The 21,070-nt window shown below is 68.0% G+C and carries 21 protein-coding genes and 2 pseudogenes; 10 read left to right on the top strand and 13 right to left on the bottom strand.

Annotated elements, in window-relative coordinates:
• Positions 1–385: 385 nt before the first annotated feature.
• The gene (locus tag ABTY20_RS08205; protein WP_351996150.1) at positions 386–1,534 is read right to left on the bottom strand and encodes a caspase, EACC1-associated type; all 1,149 of its coding nucleotides are present in this window, start codon (positions 1,532–1,534) and stop codon (positions 386–388) included.
• Positions 1,531–1,887 carry an effector-associated constant component EACC1 gene (locus tag ABTY20_RS08200; RefSeq protein ID WP_351996149.1) on the bottom strand — a complete coding sequence of 119 codons (357 nt, stop codon included), beginning with the start codon at positions 1,885–1,887 and terminating at the stop codon, positions 1,531–1,533. The genes ABTY20_RS08205 and ABTY20_RS08200 overlap by 4 nt, the downstream gene beginning before the upstream one ends.
• A gap of 233 nt (positions 1,888–2,120) precedes the next feature.
• Between ABTY20_RS08200 and ABTY20_RS08195 the strand changes: the two genes are divergently transcribed.
• Positions 2,121–2,867 (top strand): hypothetical protein, encoded by a 747-nt coding sequence (locus ABTY20_RS08195; protein WP_351996148.1) that lies wholly within the window; start codon positions 2,121–2,123, stop codon positions 2,865–2,867.
• A gap of 282 nt (positions 2,868–3,149) precedes the next feature.
• Here ABTY20_RS08195 and ABTY20_RS08190 read toward each other — a convergent pair whose 3' ends face one another.
• From ABTY20_RS08190 to ABTY20_RS08165, 6 genes are all read right to left on the bottom strand, one after another.
• Complete coding sequence (locus ABTY20_RS08190) at positions 3,150–3,269, bottom strand: DUF6126 family protein (RefSeq protein ID WP_351996147.1); 120 nt, start codon at positions 3,267–3,269, stop codon at positions 3,150–3,152.
• A gap of 11 nt (positions 3,270–3,280) precedes the next feature.
• Complete coding sequence (locus tag ABTY20_RS08185; protein WP_351996146.1) at positions 3,281–3,892, bottom strand: helix-turn-helix domain-containing protein; 612 nt, start codon at positions 3,890–3,892, stop codon at positions 3,281–3,283.
• A 287-nt stretch (positions 3,893–4,179) separates the two neighbouring features.
• On the bottom strand, positions 4,180–5,958 hold the full coding sequence (locus ABTY20_RS08180; RefSeq protein ID WP_351996145.1) for a nitrite/sulfite reductase: 1,779 nt from the start codon (positions 5,956–5,958) through the stop codon (positions 4,180–4,182).
• Positions 5,959–6,007: 49 nt separating this feature from the next.
• The gene (locus ABTY20_RS08175) at positions 6,008–6,841 is read right to left on the bottom strand and encodes a sulfurtransferase (RefSeq protein ID WP_351996144.1); all 834 of its coding nucleotides are present in this window, start codon (positions 6,839–6,841) and stop codon (positions 6,008–6,010) included.
• 483 nt (positions 6,842–7,324) lie between these two features.
• Positions 7,325–7,456, bottom strand: a complete 132-nt coding sequence (locus ABTY20_RS08170; protein ID WP_351996143.1) for a hypothetical protein — start codon at positions 7,454–7,456, stop codon at positions 7,325–7,327.
• A gap of 268 nt (positions 7,457–7,724) precedes the next feature.
• The gene (locus tag ABTY20_RS08165; RefSeq protein ID WP_351996142.1) at positions 7,725–8,714 is read right to left on the bottom strand and encodes an Lrp/AsnC family transcriptional regulator; all 990 of its coding nucleotides are present in this window, start codon (positions 8,712–8,714) and stop codon (positions 7,725–7,727) included.
• A gap of 278 nt (positions 8,715–8,992) precedes the next feature.
• On the opposite strand from ABTY20_RS08165, the gene ABTY20_RS08160 reads away from it, so the two are divergent.
• Complete coding sequence (locus ABTY20_RS08160) at positions 8,993–9,676, top strand: VOC family protein (RefSeq protein WP_351996182.1); 684 nt, start codon at positions 8,993–8,995, stop codon at positions 9,674–9,676.
• Between the two features lie 108 nt (positions 9,677–9,784).
• Entirely contained in the window at positions 9,785–10,315 is a 531-nt protein-coding gene (locus ABTY20_RS08155; protein WP_351996141.1) for a DoxX family protein, read from the top strand.
• A 6-nt stretch (positions 10,316–10,321) separates the two neighbouring features.
• On the opposite strand, the pseudogene ABTY20_RS35350 reads toward ABTY20_RS08155, so the two are convergent.
• A pseudogene (locus tag ABTY20_RS35350) lies at positions 10,322–10,540 on the bottom strand (IS30 family transposase); the annotation flags it as partial.
• 49 nt (positions 10,541–10,589) lie between these two features.
• Positions 10,590–11,538, bottom strand: a pseudogene (locus ABTY20_RS08150) (IS3 family transposase); the annotation flags it as partial.
• Between the two features lie 150 nt (positions 11,539–11,688).
• Between ABTY20_RS08150 and ABTY20_RS08145 the strand changes: the two are divergent.
• The 3 genes from ABTY20_RS08145 to ABTY20_RS08135 all read left to right on the top strand — a co-directional run bounded on the left by ABTY20_RS08145 (position 11,689) and on the right by ABTY20_RS08135 (position 15,255).
• Entirely contained in the window at positions 11,689–12,858 is a 1,170-nt protein-coding gene (locus ABTY20_RS08145; protein WP_351996140.1) for a hypothetical protein, read from the top strand.
• Positions 12,859–13,001: 143 nt separating this feature from the next.
• The gene (locus ABTY20_RS08140; protein WP_351996139.1) at positions 13,002–14,363 is read left to right on the top strand and encodes a DUF3500 domain-containing protein; all 1,362 of its coding nucleotides are present in this window, start codon (positions 13,002–13,004) and stop codon (positions 14,361–14,363) included.
• 187 nt (positions 14,364–14,550) lie between these two features.
• The gene (locus ABTY20_RS08135) at positions 14,551–15,255 is read left to right on the top strand and encodes a GNAT family N-acetyltransferase (protein WP_351996181.1); all 705 of its coding nucleotides are present in this window, start codon (positions 14,551–14,553) and stop codon (positions 15,253–15,255) included.
• A 47-nt stretch (positions 15,256–15,302) separates the two neighbouring features.
• On the opposite strand, the gene ABTY20_RS08130 is transcribed toward ABTY20_RS08135, so the two are convergent.
• The 3 genes from ABTY20_RS08130 to ABTY20_RS08120 form a co-directional block, all read right to left on the bottom strand.
• Positions 15,303–15,623 carry a sulfurtransferase TusA family protein gene (locus ABTY20_RS08130; RefSeq protein WP_351996138.1) on the bottom strand — a complete coding sequence of 107 codons (321 nt, stop codon included), beginning with the start codon at positions 15,621–15,623 and terminating at the stop codon, positions 15,303–15,305.
• Complete coding sequence (locus tag ABTY20_RS08125) at positions 15,620–16,303, bottom strand: carbonic anhydrase (protein WP_351996137.1); 684 nt, start codon at positions 16,301–16,303, stop codon at positions 15,620–15,622. Before ABTY20_RS08125 ends, ABTY20_RS08130 begins: the two co-directional genes overlap by 4 nt.
• A 73-nt stretch (positions 16,304–16,376) precedes the next feature.
• The gene (locus tag ABTY20_RS08120) at positions 16,377–16,862 is read right to left on the bottom strand and encodes an Lrp/AsnC family transcriptional regulator (RefSeq protein WP_351996136.1); all 486 of its coding nucleotides are present in this window, start codon (positions 16,860–16,862) and stop codon (positions 16,377–16,379) included.
• A gap of 81 nt (positions 16,863–16,943) precedes the next feature.
• Between ABTY20_RS08120 and ABTY20_RS08115 the strand changes: the two genes are divergently transcribed.
• The 4 genes from ABTY20_RS08115 to ABTY20_RS08100 all read left to right on the top strand — a co-directional run bounded on the left by ABTY20_RS08115 (position 16,944) and on the right by ABTY20_RS08100 (position 21,035).
• Positions 16,944–18,191 carry a MalY/PatB family protein gene (locus ABTY20_RS08115; RefSeq protein WP_351996135.1) on the top strand — a complete coding sequence of 416 codons (1,248 nt, stop codon included), beginning with the start codon at positions 16,944–16,946 and terminating at the stop codon, positions 18,189–18,191.
• 43 nt (positions 18,192–18,234) lie between these two features.
• On the top strand, positions 18,235–18,699 hold the full coding sequence (locus ABTY20_RS08110) for a RidA family protein (RefSeq protein ID WP_351996134.1): 465 nt from the start codon (positions 18,235–18,237) through the stop codon (positions 18,697–18,699).
• Positions 18,700–18,841: 142 nt separating this feature from the next.
• Positions 18,842–20,320 (top strand): amino acid permease, encoded by a 1,479-nt coding sequence (locus ABTY20_RS08105; RefSeq protein ID WP_351996133.1) that lies wholly within the window; start codon positions 18,842–18,844, stop codon positions 20,318–20,320.
• Between the two features lie 181 nt (positions 20,321–20,501).
• Positions 20,502–21,035 carry a DinB family protein gene (locus ABTY20_RS08100; RefSeq protein WP_351996132.1) on the top strand — a complete coding sequence of 178 codons (534 nt, stop codon included), beginning with the start codon at positions 20,502–20,504 and terminating at the stop codon, positions 21,033–21,035.
• Positions 21,036–21,070 lie beyond the last annotated feature (35 nt).

Here is a 21,070-nt window from a genome sequence, read left to right as displayed (position 1 = left end):
AACATCGTTCCCTGCGGTTGTTATGTGGGCGGGCGTCGTTGTCCCCGGTAGGTCTGCACTGCTGCTTCAGGTGGTGGGTTTCGGACATACTTGGCCGTTCGGCACCGAAGACGGAGTGCGATCGGAAGACTGGTATGACCGTCAGCCTGGCGTTTCGGGGGTGTGGAGCTGTGGCGCAGCAGCGCAAGGGTTATTATCGGGCGGGGCACTATGTGAAGCCCTCGTCGGCATCCAGTCGGTGGAAGAAGCCGTCCACGGGTGTGGTCCTCATTGTCGGTCTTTTGGCTATCGCTGGTTGGAATACCCTGACCGGGAGCGACTCCAGGGACACGGGGAAGGTTCCTCAGCCCCGTCCGTCCGGGGTCTCGGTCCCAGCTGACTCCGGTCAGTGACCGCGGCCGCGCCATAGGGCGGAGAGTCGCCACCGCACCTTCTTGAGCTCAGTGATGTCGCCGCCGGGTGCGCCGGCGCCTGCTTCTTGTGTCGCAGGCGTGTCCCGACGTAGTTCCTGCCAGACTCCGTGCCACTGCCGGATCTGGTCGTCGGGGATGCCGCATGCGGCCAGGTAGGTGGCTGTGGTACTCCAGGTGGCGGGGAGCGTGTTGCGGTTGACCAGTCTGCTGATGGTTCCTGTGGAGATCTGTCCGGCTGAGCGGCGGCTGACCTCTTGCTGGGACAGTCCGCTGATTTCCCGTACAGCCGCGAGGCTGGCGAAGAAGCCGGTGACGGTGCGGATCGAGGACGGGTCGGGCCATGAGCGATGGTCCTGCTGGGTGCTGGTTACGTGGGTATCCGGTGCGGCGGGAAGGTCCGCGTGGTTGCGCCCCAGCGCGACCCGGGCGCCACTGTTGCGGTTCCTGGCCTGTGGTACGGGATGTGCTCGTGCTTCCAGGGTCAGGCGCAGGTGCCGGTAGATGGTCTCCAGGTCGAGCAGCGGCGGGCCGCCGGGGATGCCGTGGCGCAGCGTGTCGAGGAGGGCGCCGGTGAAAGCTGTGTGGGTGTCGCCGACCGGTGCCAGTGCGGTGCGGGTTTCGGCGGAGGCGGCGAGGAGGAAGGTGCCTTCGACTGCGGCCTGGTCGGCCAGCCCTTGGGATGCGTTCATCCTGCCGAGGGCGAGGCCGCTGTAGCAGCAGTCGAGGAGGACGACGTGTCGTTGCGCGTGGGAGGTCAGGAGGACCTGTCGCAGCCAGTCGTAGTTGAGGCTGGTTTCGATCCGGTCGGACTGGGTGTGGGGCAGGGCCAGGGTGAGCGTTTCGTGGGGGTCGATGAGGCCGTGGCCGGCGTAGTAGACGATCAGTGTGTCGGTGGCCTCGGCAGCAGCCTGACGGAGCGGGTCCATCACGGTGCCCGGGTCGGGCGGGTTCTCGACGACGGTCACGTGTGGGGTGGGCAGGCGCAGGGACAGTGGGCCGCTCAGGAGGGCGGCGAGGGCGGTCAGGTTGTTCGATACGGCCGGCAGTTGCTCGAGGTGGTCGTAGCGGCTCGTGCCGATCAGTACGGCGCGGGAAGCCCCTGGGTCGGGCAGGACGCTCACGCTTCCCGGTCCTCGTTCGCGGTGGCGTTCAGTGCCCTGGTTGCCCGTTCGATCTCCTCAGGCGAGCAGTCGGTGAGAAAGATGACCGTGTCACCACGGCGGATCTCCACCCGCGGCCGCTGCGGCCGGGTCTGTCGCCACGCCACCAGAGCCAGGACGAACGACGCCGCACTCCACCCGTTCCCCGTCACCAGCTGCAGCACGTCGAGTGCCGTACCCATCTCCCCCGGCTGTGGCGTACTCCCCCGCATCCCGGTCGTAACAGACCTGCGTACGTCCGGGTCCGATCGCAGCCAGTTCTGCAGCGAACGCAGTTCTCTCGCGTCCGGTTCCACGTGCACTTCTAACTGCATTCGCGCCTCCCGTCGATGAGCAGGACCGCCACCGGATGATGGCTGCCGGTGGCCATCGTCCCTCATCGGTCCGTTACTTCGCGGCGCACTTCGCAAGATCACTTTCAGTTCTGAGAGCGCGTCATGCAGGCGAGGGCGACTACGGGCATGACCAGGGCGGGTTGACCTGTTCCCGTGCACCCCGCTATTGCTGTGGTTTGCCGCGGCCGCGCGGTCGCGGAAGGGGGAAATACATGATCGCGATCTGGTGGGTCATCGTCGTGATGGCCCTGGGAGTGTGGTGGACGGTCTGGCGGCTCGTCCGGTACCCGGGCGGGTGGGCGTACGCGTTCCACGAGGAGCATCGGGAGGCACGCATGACTCTGGAGGATGCCCGCGGCGTCGTACGCGAGCTACAGAAGTCTGCGCGTCGTGAGAAGTGGCAGGCACTGGCCGGGGTAAAGCGGGCCGAGCGGGCCTACCGGCGTCGGGTCCGCCAGGTGGAATCCGAGCTGGAGCGACTGCGCACACCGCATCGCGGGGAGCGGATCGGGCAGCTGGGCCGGATCACCTTGTACGAGCACACGGTCCTCATTTTCGACGACGAAGTGCCGTTGGCCGGACTGCACGTCCGATTCGATCTCTCCCGTTCTGCGCACGTGTCGTATGTGTACCTCACACAGCCCGACGGGCGGGAGCGCATGGAACGCTACGACGGCAAGGAGTTTCCTGAGGAAACGGTGCGCCGGTTCAGCGTCCAGGTCCAGAACGCGGCCGTGACGGTGAACAGGCTGCAGGAACGGCGCGCCGGCGAGATCCGCGTGCGTGAAGCCGAGCTGCGTGAGGCACGCAAGGCGACAGAACCGATAGAGCTGGCGCAAGAACGGTTGGAGAGGACACGCGCCCGTCACGATGCCGACGTCAAGCTCCCGCAGGCACGAGCAGCTCTCGACGACGCCCGAAACGTGTGGCAGGGCCTGACCGGACACCGTCCGCTCTAATGCACTGCACCCGAAACCCTAAGGATTAGTGGCTGCCTTCCTTTCCATGGCGCATCAGGGCCCTGGTGCTGTGGAGATCGCCCTTTCCGAGGACGAGCGTGTTGAGCTGGTGCGCCGGGCGGGCTGTCCGACCGGCGTATGGCTGAGCAAGCCCGGATCATCCTGGCGTGCGCCGACGGGATGTCAAACACGGGTGCCGCGCGGACTGTTGGCGCCAGCGTAAAGACGGCCCGCAAGTGGCCGAGAATTTCTCCGCCGGCGGTCGTCAGAGGCTTTCGGCCTCTACTTCGCGCCCACCTCGAACAGCAGCCAGATAAATGCTGCGAAGAGGTGACCGACGGCGAGGTAGATGACCAGACGTATCCAGAGGGCGCGCGGGAACTTTTCTTCGAAGTTTGCCATGGCAGGTCTCCTTAGAGGGTGTGTTCGACCGCCGAGCCGAGGCACAGTGCGGCGCTGGGGCTCTGCAGCAGGGTGTGGACGAAGAGCAGTCCGACTCCGTCGGGGTTTTCCGCGGCGAGGCGGTGGGGGGTCAGTGAGCCGAAGTGGGCGCTGTCACCCGCCGTCAGTGGATGTACGGCGTTTGCGAGGTGGAGCCGCAACCGTCCTTCGAGGACGTACAGCCATTCCTCGCCGGGGTGCGACCGCACGACGTCGCTCTGGGTTCCGTAGGGGATGTGGACCCGCAGTGCCTGCAGGCTCCGGTTCGGGGCGCCGGCCTGCTGGTAGGTCCAGCCGCCCGCCTGGGTCGGTCGCATGTCGGTGGCGCTCATGACCGCGTCCGGGTCGGCGACTCGTTCGAGCAGCAGGTCGGAGACGGTTGTTCCGTAGATACGGGCCAGTGCGAGCAGCGAGGGCAGTGAGGGCTGTCGTTGCCCGGTCTCCATTCGGGACAGATGCGCGGGCGACAGGCCGGCGGCGCGGGCCGCAGCTTCCAGGGTGAGGGAGGCGCGGCGTCGCAGTGCACGGAGTTGCGGTGCGACTGCCGGTAGGTGATCGACCCTGCCCGGCTCGTAAGGGCTCATATGTCCATTAAGACGGCTTTTTACCTCAGGAGCAAAGTTCTTGTCAGTGAGGCAAAAATCCGGTGTTTCGTCCCTTTGGTGCACAACCGCTGTCCTTGGTCGTCTGTTCCTGGCTCTCGCCGGGCGGCGCGGATATGTCTCCCGCACCGGCCGCAGGCCGTGCCGCTTTCCCTGGGCGCTCGCGCGTACAGCCCGGTTCGGTGGCTTCGCGGCCTCGTCTGCGCTCCGGTCGAGAGCGTGTGCGGCACCGGGCCGGCCCTCTGGCCGGCCCGATCACAGTAGGACTGCTACAGGAGCTGGTCCTCGTCCGCGCGGGCCGCCCACTGGGCGAAGGTCTCGCCGGGGGTGCGGGCCTCGTCGAAGCGCCGTACGAGGCGCTCGACGTAGTCGGGGAGCTCGTCAGCGGTGATCTTGTGACCGCGCAGCTTACGGCCGAAGCGGGCGGTCACGCCGAGCTCGCCGCCCAGGTGCACCTGGAACCCCTCCACCTGGCGTCCTTGGGCGTCGAGGACGAGCTGGCCCTTGAGCCCGATGTCGGCGACCTGGGTGCGGGCACAGCTGTTGGGGCACCCGTTGATGTTGACGGTGAGGGGCTGGCCGAAGGACGGCAGGCGCCGCTCGAGTTCCTCGACGACGGTGGCGGCCCGGTCCTTGGTCTCCACGATCGCCAGTTTGCAGAACTCGATGCCGGTGCAGGCCATGGTGTTGCGGCGGAACGTGCTGGGGCGTGCCTGCAGCCCCAGTGGCTCCAGGTTCCTCACCAGGTCTTCCACCGCTTCGCCGGGCACGTCGAGGACCAGGATCTTCTGGTGGGGCGTGGTCCGCACACGGTGCGATCCATGTTCTTCGGCCAGGTCGGCCAGGGAGATCAGGGTCGTGCCCGAGATTCGTCCGGCCACGGGTGCGGCGCCGACGTAGAAGCGGCCGTCCCGCTGGGGGTGGACACCGACGTGGTCGCGGGGACCCGTCGACGCAGGCGGTGCAGGGCCGTCGGTCAGGATGCGCTGGAGGTACTCCTTCTCCAACACCTCGCGGAACCGCGCGACGCCCCAGTCGGCGACGAGGAACTTCAGCCGTGCCCGGTTGCGCAGCCGGCGGTAGCCGTAGTCGCGGAAGAGGGAGACGACGCCCGCCCAGATCTCCGGCACCTCCTCGAGCGTGGCGAAGACGCCCAGGCGCTGCGCGAGCATGGGGTTGGTCGACAGTCCGCCGCCGACCCAGACGTCGAAGCCGGGACCGAGGTCCGGGTGGCGTACGCCGACGAAGGACACGTCGTTGATCTCATGAACGACGTCCTGCAGTGGTGAGCCGCTGATCGCCGTTTTGAACTTGCGCGGCAGGTTCGAGAACGCCGGATCGCCGATCCAGCGCTGATGGATGGCCTCCACGGCGGGGGTGCCGTCGATGATCTCGTCGGCCGCGATGCCCGCGACCGGGCTTCCCAGGAAGACACGGGTGGTGTCGCCGCACGCCTGGGCGGTGGTCAGGCCCGCCCCCTCCAGGCGCCGCCAGATCTCCGGGACGTCCTCGATGCGCACCCAGTGCAACTGGATGTTCTGCCGGTCGGTGAGGTCGGCGGTGTCACGGGCGAAGGCGTGTGAGACCTCGCCGATGGTGCGCAGCTGCCCGGTGGTCAGACGCCCGCCGTCGAGGCGGATGCGCAGCATGAAGAACTCGTCGTCCAGTTCGTGCGGCTCGAGGGTGCCGGTCCTGCCGCCGTCGATGCCGGGGCGGCGCTGGGTGTAAAGGCCCCACCAGCGCAGCCGCCCGTGCAGATCCTCCGGATCGATGCCCGCGAAACCGCTCGCGGCGTAGACCGACTCGACGCGCTCGCGGACGTTGAGGCCGTCGTCCTCCTGCTTGAACCGTTCGTTGGCGTTGAGCGGCGTCCGCTCCCCCAGCGCCCACTGCCCCTCAGGCCGCTGCGGCTTCGCCGGTCCGGCCGCGGGTGTCGTGTCCGAACACGATGAGCGGTTCTTCCCGGCGAACGAGCGGGCGGGCACCAGGCCGAGGTCGGCCCGGCCCGGTGCCGGCCTCAAGGGCTGGAAGGTCGGCCGGTCGGTCATGCGTGCCTCTCCCTTGGTCGTCTGCCGGAGCAGTGGGGTGTGCCGGAGGTCAGTCCGTCGTGGGCAGGGTGATCGGGACGCCGACCAGCGAGCCGTACTCGGCCCACGAGCCGTCGTAGTTGCGCACCTGCTCGTGCCCGAGCAACTCACTGAGCACGAACCAGCTGTGCGCGCTGCGCTCTCCGATACGGCAGTAGACGATCGTCTCGCGCGCGGGATCCACGTCCGCGTACAGGGCGGCGAGCTCCTCGTCCGACTTGAAGGTGCCGTCGTCGTTGGCAGCCTTGGACCAGGGAACGTTCACCGCAGTGGGGATGTGGCCACGCTGCAGTGCGGCTTCCTGGATCATGTGGGCCGGGGCCCTGAGCTTGCCCGAGAACTCCTCCGGGGAGCGCACGTCGACCAGGTTCTGGGAGCCGATGGCGGCCAGCACCTCGTCGCGCAGGGCACGGATCGAGGGGTCGGGGGCGGACGCGGTGTAGGTAGTGGCCGCGCGGGTGACCTTCTCGCCGACCAGCTCGCGGCCCTCCAGCTCCCACTTCTTGCGGCCGCCGTCGAGCAGCCGCACGTCCCGGTGCCCGTACACCTTGAAGTACCAGTAGGCGAACGCGGCGAACCAGTTGTTGTTGCCGCCGTAGAGCACGACCGTGTTCTCGCGTGCGATGCCCTTGTCCGACAGGAGCTTCTCGAAGGCCGCCTGGTCGACGAAGTCACGGCGCACCGGGTCCTGCAGGTCCTGCCGCCAGTCGATGCGCACCGCACCGCGGATGTGGTTCGTGTCATAGGCGGTGGTGTCCTCGTCGACCTCGACGAGCACGACCTGCAGGTCGTCGAGGTGGGACTGGACCCAGTCGGCGTCGACGAGAACGTCAGCTCGAGCCATGGTCATCTCCTTGTGGCGTAGTCACGGCGAACCCGAATATCCCGGTGGCACGAAAGCGCTCCGTCCCCCGCCCCGCCACCGGCGCAGTGGCTTGGCATCCTTGAAGACGAGCGCCCGCCGAGGCCGGCAGGACGTGCTGCGATCAGGTATAGATCCACCCTTACCCCAGCGGCAAAGAATTTGCCCATGAGGCAACCCTGACCTCGATACCGCCGGGCTCATTCGGACGGTGGGCCAGCACGACGCAGCCGTCCAAGGCATTGCAATGCAATGGCGATGTCATACGATGCAGAGGCACCCGGGACTCACCGGGACTGGACGGGCCCTTCAAGGACCGACCATCCCAGAGCCCCGAAGGGCCTGACGCTGGCTGCAACCAGCACCAGGCCCCTCAGCGGTGCCGCAGTCACGAGCCCGGCCGTCCTTCTGGCGGTCGGGCTCACTGCTGTGAGCTCGCCGTCACCGGCCGGTCCCTGCTTCTGGTCAGGACCAGAAGGACTTCAGCACCTCCACCATGACCGTGATCACCGGCGCCCAGTCGATCATCGCCTGTCGTATGGACAGACGGCGTTCACACCGCGCGCAGTGACCAAGCGGATCTGACTCCGCAGCCATTGGCATCCCCTCCCTCCAGTCCCAGTAGGGATCCTGAGCAGGGCTCAGGATTTCGCCTCGACCGAGGCGAACGACTCGGTCGGGCTGCCGGGAGGGAGCAGCCCCAAGCATACGAGCACGCCGGGTACTCGAAGGACCGAGGGACCACAACTTCTGGGCTGCTGCCGCAATCCAACCACTAGATGTGGGGATTGGCTCACACATCCACACTGCGCACGCGCGTCACGCACCTTGGTGCAGGTGGCAGACGCCCACATCCCGACGCTGCTCACGTCGGAATCGGGTCCTTCCGTGGCCTCGACGTCGTCACGGCGATGGGAGCCGTTCGCTTGGCGTAGGAGGTGACCATGGCAGTTTCCATGCGCTCGACGCCGTTGAGACAGCTGATGCGGTCGGTGAGGTAGGCGTGGAGGGCGGTGGCGTCCCGGCAGATGGCGATGGCGATCAGGTTGTGGGTGCCGGTCGTGGTGCCGACGAACGCCGCTTCGGGGTCGGCGGCCAGGGCCTGGGCGACACTGCCCAGCTGGGCGGGGGTGACGGTCAGCCAGACCAGGCATTGGGCGGAGAATCCAAATAAGCGTGGGGCAACCTCAACGTCCAGCTGGAGCACGCCGGTGCGGCGGAGTTCTTCCAGGCGACGACGGACGGCGGATTCAGACCAACCGACCTGTTGTGCGAGGTCCGGGTAGGCGGCGCGGCCGTCTGCGGCAAGGGCGGGGAGCAGGCGGCGGTCGAGTTCGGTCAGGCAGACCGCACTGGCGTCCGCAGCGGGAGGTGGCCGCAGTGAGGTGATCTGCTCCGCGGTAAGTGCTGATGTCCGCCCGATCCAGCGGTGGTCCATCACAGGACGCAGCAGCCGTTGTGCGTCGACCTGCGTGATCTGTGGCAGGCGGCCGAGCCCTTCCAAGGGTGCTGGTCCCTCCTCGGCGACGCGGAAGATGCACACGATCTCAGTACCGCTGGAGAGAGCGGTCACCCAGGCTGTGTCCGGGCGGCGCGCCAACGCACGGGCCAGCGGTGCGGTGGCTGACGGCAAGCCCCGCAGACGTACCAGCCACTCGGCGTGGCCGATACGGCGGCTGTCGGGCACGCCGGCCACTCGGGCGATCCCTGTGCTGCGGAACCGGCCGAAGCGGCGGGCCACGGTGCGGTCGGAGACGCCGAGAACATCGGCGATCTTACTGAAGGGGGCGCGCCCGTCGAGCTGGAGCGCGTGCAGGAGTTGGAGATCGAGTACGTCCAGCGTGACCGAATCCACCTGGTCAGTGTAGGCCGATGTCAGATAGCGGCGTAGCGGCGGCAGTTGAAGGTCAGGCGCGGACGGTCGATGAAGCATCGGCCCCATGACACGCGACATCCGGGGCATCCATCACACCGGGATCCTGACCCGCGACCTCGAAGGGCTGGAACGGGCTTACCTCTCATTCGGGTTCACCCTCAGTCCTCGCTCGCGGCACCTGCTCGGCGGGCGGCCGGGCCAGTCGCCGGTGCCCGGCTGCACGGCCAACCGGTGCGCACTGTTCGGGGGGGTCGTACATAGAGCTGCTCGGGATCGTGGACGAATCCGCACCCGACCCTTGGCACACCAAGGCGATGGCCGACGAGTACGAGGGTTTCCGGCTGCTCAACCTCGACACCGATGACGCCGAAACCGCCGAGCGTCGGCTGACGGACGCCGGGCTGCGCACCTCGGGAGTGCTGGAACTGGAGCGAGATGTCGACACGGAGGAGGGACCGCGCACAGTGCGCGCCCGCGCCGTGCACATCGATCCGCGCTCGACCCCGGAGGGCCATGTCGGGATCGCCCAGCACCTCACTCGCCGGTATGTGCACCAGCCTCGCTATCTCAACCACCCGAACGGTGCTCGGGGCCTCGGCGCCGTGCTGATCGTGGCCGCCGACACCGAGTTCGACAGGATGATGAACCGGTACACCCGCATGGTGGAGGCAACCGCCAGGTACGAGGGCCCGGTCGCCGTTCTGGAGTCGGCCGCTGCACGGTTGGAGATCGTCCGCGCCTCGCACGCCGGTGACGTACTGCCCGGCGAACCCGTCCCGGCCTCCTCCTACCTGGCCGCGATGACCGTCCTGGTCGACGACGTCGAGGACGCCCGAAAGATCGTCGAGAGCGGCGGCACAGTAACCCAGCCGACTGGTGGTGGATTCTTCGTCTCCGCCCGCCACGCGTACGGAGCCGGCCTGTTCTTCACCCGCGGCTGAACGCCCCAGCCGACCTCACCTCGTTCTGCACGTCCCGCCATCGAACGGCTGACCCCGTGAAGAAGGCCGCCGCTCCTTGGCACGTCTTCGCTCTCCTCGGAGGACACCATGCTCGGTGCCCTCATGCTCCTCGTCGGCCCGGCGCTGGGATTTCGCCTGCTCGGCTCCCTGGGGATCAGACGGTTCGCGACCTGGCAAGCCAGTACCACACACGGCTTGGCGGTCATGCTCGTGGCCACCGCGACCGCGCACTTCACACCACCAAGCGTCACCATGATCCCCAGCCACGACGACCTGACAGCCATGGTGCCGCCGTTCGTGCCGTTTCCTCATGCAATGGTCTACGTAACCGGCGCACTTGAGTTCCTCGGTGCCGCCGGACTCATCCGAGCTACGACACGCCCGGCGGCCGGGATCTGCTTGGCCATACTCTTTGCGCTGATGCTGCCAGCCAACATCTACGCTGCCCTCGAGGGCATTCCGCCCAACGGCGCCCCAGCCACGCCATTGTGGTTCAGGATTCCCGAGCAGCTGCTCTTCATCGTGCTCGCGCTGTGGGCCGCCACTACTGCCCTCAACATCCCTCGAGACCTGCTGAACGCCATCCGGCCCAGCACCGACCACAGTGCTGCCCGGTAAAAAAGGCGGCTTCGGATCGAATGGTCGCATGCCGCCACACTGCCGAAACCAGCGGGTGGCCACCGCCGACGCCACACCGACGACAGCGGCGGCTTCCTCGGCCAGAAGCCCCTTGGTGATCTCCGCCCATAACGCCGCTTCGACGTGCCGCTGATACTTTGGATGCCCCGGGGACCTCAGCTTCGGACGCACTGCTCGATCCGCTGCCTGCTGACGACGAACCATCCAACACCCCTGCAATCACGGGGTGTTGCGACGACTAGTTGAATCCGCCCTGCGCTCCGTGATCGCTGTGGAACACGGCTCCGGCCAGGCTGCCGCGGGTCGCGACAGCAGCCCTGAGCGCGTCGCTGACCAGCGAGGTGCGCATGTGCTCGGCGATCGACCAGCCCACGAGACGACGCGAGAAGCAGTCGATCACCGTCGCCAGATACAGGAACTCGCCGTCGTCCACCGGCAAGTATGTGATGTCCCCGGTGTACTTGGTGTTCGGCGCGCTCGCGGTGAAGTCGCGCCGCAGCAGGTCCGGCACCGGTGTGGCGGACGGTTCGGGCACCGTGGTGACCTGGCGCTTGCGCAGTCGCAGCCCGGCGATGCCGTACTTGCGCATGACCCGCCCGACGCGCTTGTGGTTCACGCGCTCGCCCTCTTCGCGCAGCTCGGCGGTGATCCTCGGCCGGCCGTAGACGCCGTCCCACTCGGCGTGCACGGCCCGGATCCGCTCGGCAAGCGCGACGTCGGCCTGCTCACGTGCGGCGCGGGCTGCGCGGCCGGCCCGCCACTTGTAGAAGCTGGAGCGGGCGACCTCCAGCACGGCGCACAACCGCTTCACGCCCCAGGCGCGGTGGTGGTCCTCAATGAACTGGAAGCGGTTCACCAGATCATCTCTTGTGCGAAAAACTTCGTCGCCTGCGCAGGATGTCGTGCTCGGTGGCCAGCTTCTGGTTCTCCTTGCGCACCGTCGCCAGCTCCCGGCGCAGGGCCTCGTTCTCGGCCTGAAGCTCTTCGGCCGTCGGCGGGGAATCCACCGTGTTCTTCTCCGTGCTCGTGCTCGTCGTGCTGCCCCCGCCGCGGCGGGCCCGCTCGGCCCGGACCCAGTTGCGCAGCGTCTCCCGGCTGATCCCCAGATCCTTGCCGATGCCCTCGAAGGTGTGGCTCGGGTCCGACAGGTACAGCGCGACCGCGTCCGCCTTGAACTGCGGCGGATAGTTCTTCATGACCACGAGATGTCCGTTCTCAGATCCTCAGGATCCAGTGTCTCGTGTGTCCAGGATCAAGGGTCAAGGCCCGTCGGCCATGACCTGACGATCCCGGCCACCGGCGTCACCGCTCTGTCCGACCACGTCCGCGTCCGCCGTGACGGCGACGCCACCGTGCTCACCTCCGCCGTCCACGAACCCGTGACCGTGCGCATCGGCGACGCCTTCACCGAGACCCTCTTCCACCTGCCGATGCCCGAACTCGTACGGCGGCGCGTCGCCTACATCGTGGCCCACCAGCGCTCACCCGAGCGCCTGGGTCTGCTGCGCCACGCCTTCGTCCCCGTGGACACCACCACCGGCCTGACCACCCTGACCAACGGGTGGTCCGACTGGACCGACGGTTCCGAACGCATCGCCATGCCGATCCTCCTGCTGCTGGCCAGGCAACAGGGCTGGATCACCCCGCAGACCGCTGGCCCGCTCGTGGAAGGGTGGGCCGAGTTCGCGCTCGGCCACCTGCTCGACGACACCCTGGCACCCCGTCGCGGCTCCCAGGCCCACCACGTCGGAACCCGCCTCTACGACGCTCCCTGGCTGGCCGCGTTCTTCCTGGAGCACCATCGGGTCCACCGTCGCCCCGAGCAGCTGGACACAGCCGCCCGCATCCTTGAGCGCGCCTACGAGCTGGGCGCCGGACGCCACTTGGCAATCGGTCTGTCCGAGACCGTCGCCGAGACCGCCGACGCTCTGGACAGCGCCGGACAAGGGGAACGGGCAACGCGGCTCCGCGAGGAGATCGTGCGGTCCGCACGGCACTTTATCGGCCTCGGAGACCGGCTTCCCGAACATGAGGTCGCCTACGAACACGCCATCGTCGCTCCTTTGTTGAACCTGCTCATCGACGCCTGGCGCATCACCGCCGACCCCCTCCTGGAGAAGGAGATCGCCGAACGACTGCCCTGGCTGCTGGCCTCCAGCGGACGCCAGCCCCACATCCGCCTGCACGGCGTCGGCATCCGGCACTGGGACGGCTACTGGTTCGGCCAGGACCGGCTCTTCGGCGATGTCTTCCCGCACTACTGGAGCGTGCTGACCTCGAGCGCCCTGTACCGCCTCCCCCCGCGCCTGCGCACCCCGCACACACAGCACGTCGCCCGCTCGTCCCTGCTGGCCAACCTCACCAACTACCGTCCCGACGGCTCGGCGACCTGCGCCTTCATCATGCCCAGCACCGTCGACGGACGGCAGGCCCACAAGGTCGACCCATTCGCCAACGACCAGGACTGGTACCTGGTCTCCTGGCTCAGACTCGCCCGCAACGACAACGTGCCACTGTCCTGACGCCGGACGACGACATGAACCGGCGAGCGGCGGCAGCCGAACGGCTCACGCCGACGGGCCTCCGGACGCGGCCTCGCGGTCTCATCGCTGGTTCACAGAGAGGTCTCACGGAAAAGTAAGGATCATGGGCGAGTGTCACGCTCATGAACGCACACCGTCCCCGTACCCCCGCCACCGAGCGCACCCGCCGCTGGTTCATGAACCGGTCGCTGCTGCTCGGCGGTGCTGCAGCCGTGGCGACCATGACAGGCTGCTCCGCCGGGTCTTCGGACGCGGCCAGCTCCGCGTCCGGTGCCGCTCAGAGCGGGATGCCGTCCGGTGGGCCCGGTGGCGCCGGAGGCATGGGCCCCGGTGTCACCGAGGTGAAGTACGCCGATTTCAAGGGTGTCACCACGGACGGGAAGGTCGTCGACGACCTGTTCTCGATCCACTCCACCGGTGTCTCGACGGATGCCGTGGTGAAGGCCGCGCAGGCGTTCCTGGACGGGCTCAGCGCCAAGGTGCGCCGGGCGTCCGTGTTCGACGTGGACGACGACGAGTGGCTGGCCTGGAGCAACGTCGACGGCTACGAGCGCGAGGGCGCCCGTATGGGCGATCTGACCGAGAAGCAGCAGAACCTCGGTTACACGCTGCTCGGCGCGGCGCTGTCCGCCGACGGGCTGACCCTGACCCGCAACATCATGAAGCTCAACGCGTTCCTGGGCGACTACAACGGCGGCGGGAAGGAGACGCTGACCGAGGGGCACTACTACTTCACCTTCATGGGCACCCCGTCGACCACCAAGCCGTGGGGCTTCCAGTACGAGGGCCACCACCTGGCCATCAACTACTTCGTCCTCGGTGACCAGGTCGTCATGTCCCCGACCTTCATGGGTTCGGAGCCGACCTCGGCCACGTACAACGGCGAGAAGATCACCACCTTCAAGCCGGAGACCAAGGCCGGTCTGGCACTGCTGCGGTCCCTGACCTCGGCGCAGCGCAAGAAGGTGATCTCCGCCGACGAGAAGGGCGGCACCGACATGGTGGCCGGCGCCGGCCAGGACAACCTGAAGCTGGCCTACCAGGGCCTCGCCGCCAAGGAGTTCACCTCCGCCCAGCGCCAGAAGCTGCTCGACCTGGTCGGCGTCTACGTCGGCTACATGGACGACGGTCACGCCGCGGTGAAAATGAAGGAGGTGGAGGAGCACCTCGACGACACGTACTTCTACTGGATCGGCGAGACCAAGGACTCCTCCGCGTTCTACTACCGGGTGCACAGCCCCGTCGTGCTGATCGAGTACGACGCCCAGTCCCCGCTGGCCTACGGCGAGAACGCCCAGATGGGCGGCGGCGGTGGTGCCCCCAGCGGCCCGCCCACCGGCATGCCCAGCGGCGGTCCGGGAGGCGGCATGGGTGGCATGGGCGGCACCCCCACCCAGCAGCACATCCACACCATCATCCGCACGCCGAACGGGGGTGACTACGGCGTCGACCTCCTCAAGCTCCACCTGGAGACCGACCACTGACACGCGGTGTCCCCCTCCTGCGCATACTTGAGGTCGCGCCCCCGCTGTTGCTTCAGGGGTGACGTGCGCTTGTCACGCATCCGGACGGTCCTCAACGGAATCGTGTGGGAGTTCCGGACCAGTACGGCCTGGCGGGACGTGCCGGAGCGGTACCGACCACCGCTCCTACCAGGAAAGGAACAGCATGATGGGGAACGACGACGACCCGGTGCTCGACGACCCGGTAGGTCGGTCGCTCGGCGGTCGGCACGCACATCTCGCCCGAAGGCTCGGCCGGGCCGCCACCTATCTCACCGACGTGGCGACCTTCTCCTCCGTGTCCGCCGACCCGGACGCGGAGGACTGGGGCAACCTGGCCCGGTTGCTCGGCCCGGGTGCCTTCGCCGACATGTTCAGCTGCCCGGCCGTCGCGCCGGCGAACTGGGAGCCGATCTTCAGCCTTGAAGGCCGTCAGATGATCTGGCCTGGTGACGGCCGCCCCGGCCGGTCGGGCTCCGAGTCCAACACCGATGTGGTCGAGCTGGGCGCGGACAGCGTGCCCGAAATGCTGGATCTCGTCGCGCGGACCGAGCCGGGGCCCTTCTGGCCTCGTACGCATGAACTCGGCGCCTACCTGGGTGTCCGGGTCGACGGCACGCTGGTGGCGATGGCCGGTGAACGCCTGCGTCCTCCGGGCTGGACCGAGATCAGCGCCGTCTGCACCGCTCCCGAGGCGCGCGGGCAGGGCCATGCCGCCCGCCTCGTCCGCGCTCTCACCGAGCGCATCCTGGCGCGCGGTGATCGTCCCTTCCTGCACGTGGCCGAGGCGAACACCGGCGCGATCACCCTGTACGAACGGCTCGGTTTCAAGACCCGCAGGCCGGTCACCTTCCGGGGTTTCCGGACGCCGTGACGTTCCGCGTCTGCGGTCCGCCCGGAACGGCCGGCCGACGAGATGCGTCACCGGCTCCGGAGCTGCTCCTGCTGCCGCCGGAGCGGGTGCCAGGGCGCGTCCGGGCGGGTGGCGCGCGCACCGGCGGTGAGCCTCAGGGCGTACACCGGCCGTTCGCCGGGGACGGGGCCGAGGTAGGTGTGGCCGGTCATGTGACACCAGGCGGGTAGGTCGAGCGGTGCCGCGGGGTCGGTGGCGATGACGTGGACGACACTGTCCGTCGGCGCGTCGGCGATCTGTTCGCGCAGGCGGAGCAGGAGGGTGACGCAGAGCAGGCCGGTTCCGTCGACGGTCAGGTCGGGTTCGGCGGGCGGGGGCGTGTGCGTCACCGAACGGTGGATGTCGATGCGACTACGGGCGCCGTGGTCCCGTCCGGCGGCAGGTACAGGCCCCGGGAGGCGGCTGTCCGCACGCTGCCCTCGGCCAGGCGGTAGGTCAGGCCGACGACCGCGGTACGTCCGGAGGCGACCCGGTCTGCCAGTTCCTTGGAGCGGTCCATGAGCAGGTCGACGGTGTGGCGGACGTGCGTGGCGATGTAGCCGTCGTCCTCGCTCACGCCGGCGGCCTGGGCGGCCAGCACGCTGGGGGTCACCCGCTCGATGACGTCCCGCAGGTACCCGCGTGCGGTCGTACCGTCCTGTACGGCGGCCCGGGTCGCCGCGACGGCACCGCAGGCGTCGTGCCCGAGGACCACGACGAGCGGACAGCCCAGCACGCTCACCCCGTACTCGATGCTGCCGAGAACCTCCGCTCCCACGGCGTGGCCGGCGGTGCGCACGACGAACAGGTCCCCCAGCCCCTGGTCGAAGATGATCTCCGCAGCCAGCCTGGAGTCGGAGCATCCGAGCACCACGGCGTACGGGTGCTGGGCGGCTGCCGTGCCGGTGCGGCGGGCGGCGTCCTGGTTGGGGTGGTGGGGTGCGCCGGCGGTGAAACGCAGGTTGCCGGTGATGAGCAGGTCGAAGGCTTCACGTGGGTTGGTAGGGGTTTCCTGGGTGGCGTCGTTCATGGGCCGCAGGTTACGTCCGCAGCCGCCTCGTCATGGTTCGGGGGGTGGATTGACGTGGCTGAGCTGATCGCGTTCATGCGCGGGAAGCGGGCGGCGCCCCGTCACGCGAGGGCCGCTCGGGCAGGGGCCGTGGGTGGACGGCGTGTTTCATCACGATGGTCGAGTTGAGGCTGCGCACGCCGGGCAGATGGATGAGCACGGACTCGTAGAGCTGCTGGTAGGACGACAGGTCGGCCGTGACCACGCGGACGAGGTAGTCCGGTTCGCCGAACAGCCGCTGGGCTTCGATGACCTCGGGAATGTCGGCGAGTGCCGCATCGAACCCGGTCACCGCGTCGGGGCGACTGAGCGTGGCGAAGACCAGGACCTCGAACCCGAATCCCACAGCCGCGGCATCGACGACCGCGCGGTAGCCCCGGATGACTCCGGCCGCCTCCAGATCCCGGACACGTCGCTGGCACCGGGAGACGCTGAGCCGGACCTTATCGGCCAGATCGGTGAGCGTGATACGTCCTTCCGATTGAAGGAGAGCAATAATTTTGCGGTCAGTCACGTCCATGCGCGAAATTCTAGCCATACAACCCAGATTCATGGCAAAGTTCACGAACATTTTGCCCGTTGTCATGGCTAGCATCCAGCCATGGAAACCGCCCCCCTCTGCGCTGACCGGATACGACAGGCCGCCCCCACGGGAACCACCGGCTCGGCTTTCGACACCGTCATCGACCGCAAGAACAGCAACTCGATGAAATGGGCCTCTGCCCATCAGTTCCTGACCGCCGACGAGATCGCGGCCGACCCCCTGCCGATGTGGGTCGCCGACACCGACTTCAAGGCCCCCCAGGTTGTCATCGACGCCCTCCACCAGGCCGTGGAGCACGGTGTCTTCGGGTACCCCGGCGGCGCGACGGAAAGTTACGTCGACGCCGTGACCGGCTGGCAGGCCAGGCGGTTCGGCTGGGAGGTGCCCCGGGAGTGGGTGATGCAGACCGCCGGCATCATCACCACACTCAAGACGGCCGTTCAGGCGTTCTCCGCACCGGGCGACTCGGTCCTGATCCAGCCGCCGGTCTACGCCCACTTCCACGACGACGTCCTGCTCAACGGCCGCCACCTGGCCCTCGCGCCGCTCGTGCGGACCGACGACGGCTACCGGTTCGACGCCCGGACCTTTGAGGCCGCCATCCGGCCCGACACCAAGCTGTTCATCCTCAGCCACCCCCACAACCCCACCGGGAACGTGTGGAGCGAGGACGAGCTGCGGACCATGGGTGAGATCTGTGACCGCCACGGCGTCCTGGTCGTCTCCGACGAGATCCATCAGGACCTCGTCATCACCCCGGACCGCAAGCACATCCCGTTCGCCTCGCTCGGCGAGGAGTTCGCGCGCAACAGCATCACCTGCACCGCCCCCAGCAAGACGTTCAACCTGCCCGGGCTGCAGAGCGCCAACGTCTTCGTTCCCGACCCGCGGCTGCGGGCGGAGCTGGCCCGCCAGTACGACCGCAACATGTTCCCGCTGGTCAACGTGCTCGGGATGGTCGCCGCCGAGGCCGCCTACGCGCACGGTGAGCCCTGGCTGGAGGAGATGCTCGCCTACCTGCGCGGCAACCACGCCCACTTCGCGCAGTCGGTCAACTCCGCCACCTCCAGGGTGCGGGTCCTGCCGGCCGACTCCCTGTACCTGGCGTGGATGGACTGCCGGGGCCTGGGGATGGACGCCGAGTCGCTGGACAAGTTCATGCTCACCAAGGCGCGGCTGTGGCTGGACAAGGGCCAGAAGTTCGGCATCGAGGGCCACGGCTACATGCGGGTGAACCTGGGCTGTCCCCGCTCCACGGTCGACGAGGCCGTCGACCGGCTGCTCACGGCCGTCGAGAACCTGTGAACAGCGCACGTTCGGCAAGCACAGCACCTACCGGAGGACACCCATGACATCCGCCGTCGAAACCCGCCTTACCGAACTCGGCGTGCCACTGCCGGAGCCGGCCCGGTCGGTGGCCAACTACCTGCCCTGGACCCGGTCGGGCAACTTGCTGCGCATCTCCGGGCAGCTCCCGCTGCGGGACTGTGCCCTGGTCGCCACCGGGCTGCTCGGACAGAACCTGGACGTCGCCACCGGACAGCTCGCCGCCCGCTGGTGCGCGGCCAACGTCCTGGCCCAGGCCAAAGCCGCCCTGGGCGACCTTGACCAGATCCGCCAGTTGCTGAAGATCACCGTGTTCGTCGCCGGCGTCCCCGAGTTCGCCGACCACCACCTGGTCGCCAACGGGGCCTCCGACCTGTTCGTCGAGGCGCTGGGTGAGGCGGGCAAGCATGCCCGCTCCGCCGTCGGCGTCGCCGCCCTGCCGATGCGGGCCCCGGTCGAGATCGAAGCGGTCATCGCCACCGTCTGACACAGCCCCTCCGCACCGGAACATCCTTCACGCGCCCGTGGCCGGCCACGGGCGCGCGCCGCAGCGCCCTCGCTGCGGCTTTCGCGTACCTGCTCGTCCCTTCGTCAGAGCACCACCCCCTCTTCGTCCAGGGAGCAGTGACATGACCGCAAGAGCCGCGAAGGACTACGAAAAAGAAGACCTCAAACGGGACCTCAAGAGCCGGCACATCCAGATGATCGCCATCGGCGGTGCCATCGGGACCGGCCTGTTCTACGGTTCCGGATCGGCGGTCGCCACCGCCGGTCCCGCCATCGTCGCCACCTATGCCGTCGCTTCCGTGGCGATCTACTTCGTGATGCGGGCCCTGGGTGAGATGTCGGTGGCCGAACCGGTCTCCGGCGCCTACATCTCCTACGCCAACCGCTACATCCACCGGTTCGCCGGCTTCCTCAACGGGTGGAACGCGTTCATCTTCCTTCTCGCCACCACCGCGGCCGAACTCAACGCCCTCGGACGCTACGTCCAGTACTGGTTCCCCGCGGTGCCGATCTGGGCGACGGCGGCGGTGACGGTCACCGTGCTGTTCGCCGTCAACGTCGTCGGGGTGAAGTTCTACGGTGAGGCGGAGTTCTGGTTCGCGATCATCAAAGTGGTGGCGATCATCGCGCTGATCCTCTTCGGCTTCGCCATGGTCGTCTTCGGTGTCGGCAACGGAGGGCACGCCATCGGCCTCGGTCATCTCCACGACCACGGCGGCTTCTTCCCCAACGGTGTCAGTGGCGCGTTCCTCGCCATCGTCATGGTCGCCTTCTCCTTCGGCGGCGTGGAGAACCTGGGCATCGCGGCGGGCGAGACGAAGGACGTCGCCACGACCATGCCGAAGGCCGTCAACGCGACCTTCTGGCGACTCATGATCTTCTACGTCGGTGCCATCACCGTCCTGGTCACCGTCTTCCCCTGGACCTCGCTGACCGGATCGGGCAGCCCCTTCGTCACCGTCTTCACCAAGATCGGCGTGCCGGCCGCGGCGACGGTCATGAACGTCGTCGTCATCACCGCCGTCCTCTCCGCCGTGAACTCGGCCGTCTTCACCAACAGCCGCACCTTCTACAACCTCTCGCTCCAGGGCAACGCGCCGAAGTTCCTCGGCACCGTCAACGACCGGAATGTTCCGTCGAAGGCGGTCACGGCGGTGTTCGTGACGATGGCCGCCGGGGTGCTGCTCAACCTGCTGATGCCCGGTCAGGTCTTCACGGTCTTCTCGTCCGTCACCGTCTTCGGCTTGATCTGCGCGTGGGGGTCGATCGTGGTCAGCCATCTCAGGTTCCGCAGGATCAAGCTTCTGAACGGTCAGGCGGACGGCATCCGGTACAAGATGCCGCTGCACCCGTACAGCAACTACCTCGCCCTAGTATTCATCGCGGCCGTCCTCGTCTGCATCGCGATTCTCCCGGACACCCGTGTGTCGCTGCTCGTCTCCGGCGGCTGGGTCCTGGTGGTGCTCGCGGCTTACGCCTTCTACACCAGGAACCAGACACGGCAGTCAGCCGGTGATCAACCGGTTCTGGAACCGAGCCCGCCGGGGCTGTCGGAGCCGCTCCACCGTGCCGTGCCCGGTGTGGGTCATACAGAGCAGTGATGAGGGTATTCGGCTTCGTCTCCTACCGGCCCGTGCTGCGGCTCTCTACAGTGGCGGCGGTGCGCCGCCACCAGCCGCGCCGTCCGAGGCGTGCGGAGCCGCCTGCCGGCAGCGTTCAGCACGGCGGCCTCGTTCCCGCTCTCGTGACCTCCACCGACACCGGACATCTGTAGGAGAGCCCGTGTACGAACTGCAGGCGCTGTTGCGCGAGTACGACCGTGCCCGCGGGTACACCGACGAACTGTGGCGGGACCTCACGGCGGACGAGGTGGTCTGGCGCCCGAGAGAGGACTTCAGCGCCATCGGCTGGCACCTCGGACACCAGGCCCACGTAGCCCACTTCATGATCCGCAACCTCACCGCCGCCGAGCCCAGCCCGGACTCGGAACTGGACGGACTCATGGACTCGGCCAACCCGGAGAAGTTCCGCGGTGCCCTCCCGACGGTGGAGCGGCTCACGGCCTTCCGGGAGACCGTCGCCGAGCGGGTGCACGCCCGCATCGGCGACATCGCGGCCGGGAAGGTCGGCACCCCCACTCAGATGACCATCGTCGCGTCCCACCTGCTGACCACGCTGATCAACCACGAGTACCAGCACGACCAGTGGATCGGCGAGGTCCGCGCTGAGCACCTCGGACACGCCCTGCCCACCGACCCCGACTCCGACCATGTGCGCCGTATCGACGGCTACTTGTGCCTGCACCCCTACGCGTGACATGCGCGGTGCGAGGCGCCCGGCTCCGACCGGGC

The organism is Streptomyces sp. NPDC126497 (genome assembly GCF_040302425.1).
Taxonomy (GTDB): Bacteria; Actinomycetota; Actinomycetes; order Streptomycetales; family Streptomycetaceae; genus Streptomyces.
This window is presented reverse-complemented; position numbering and strand designations above follow the sequence as displayed.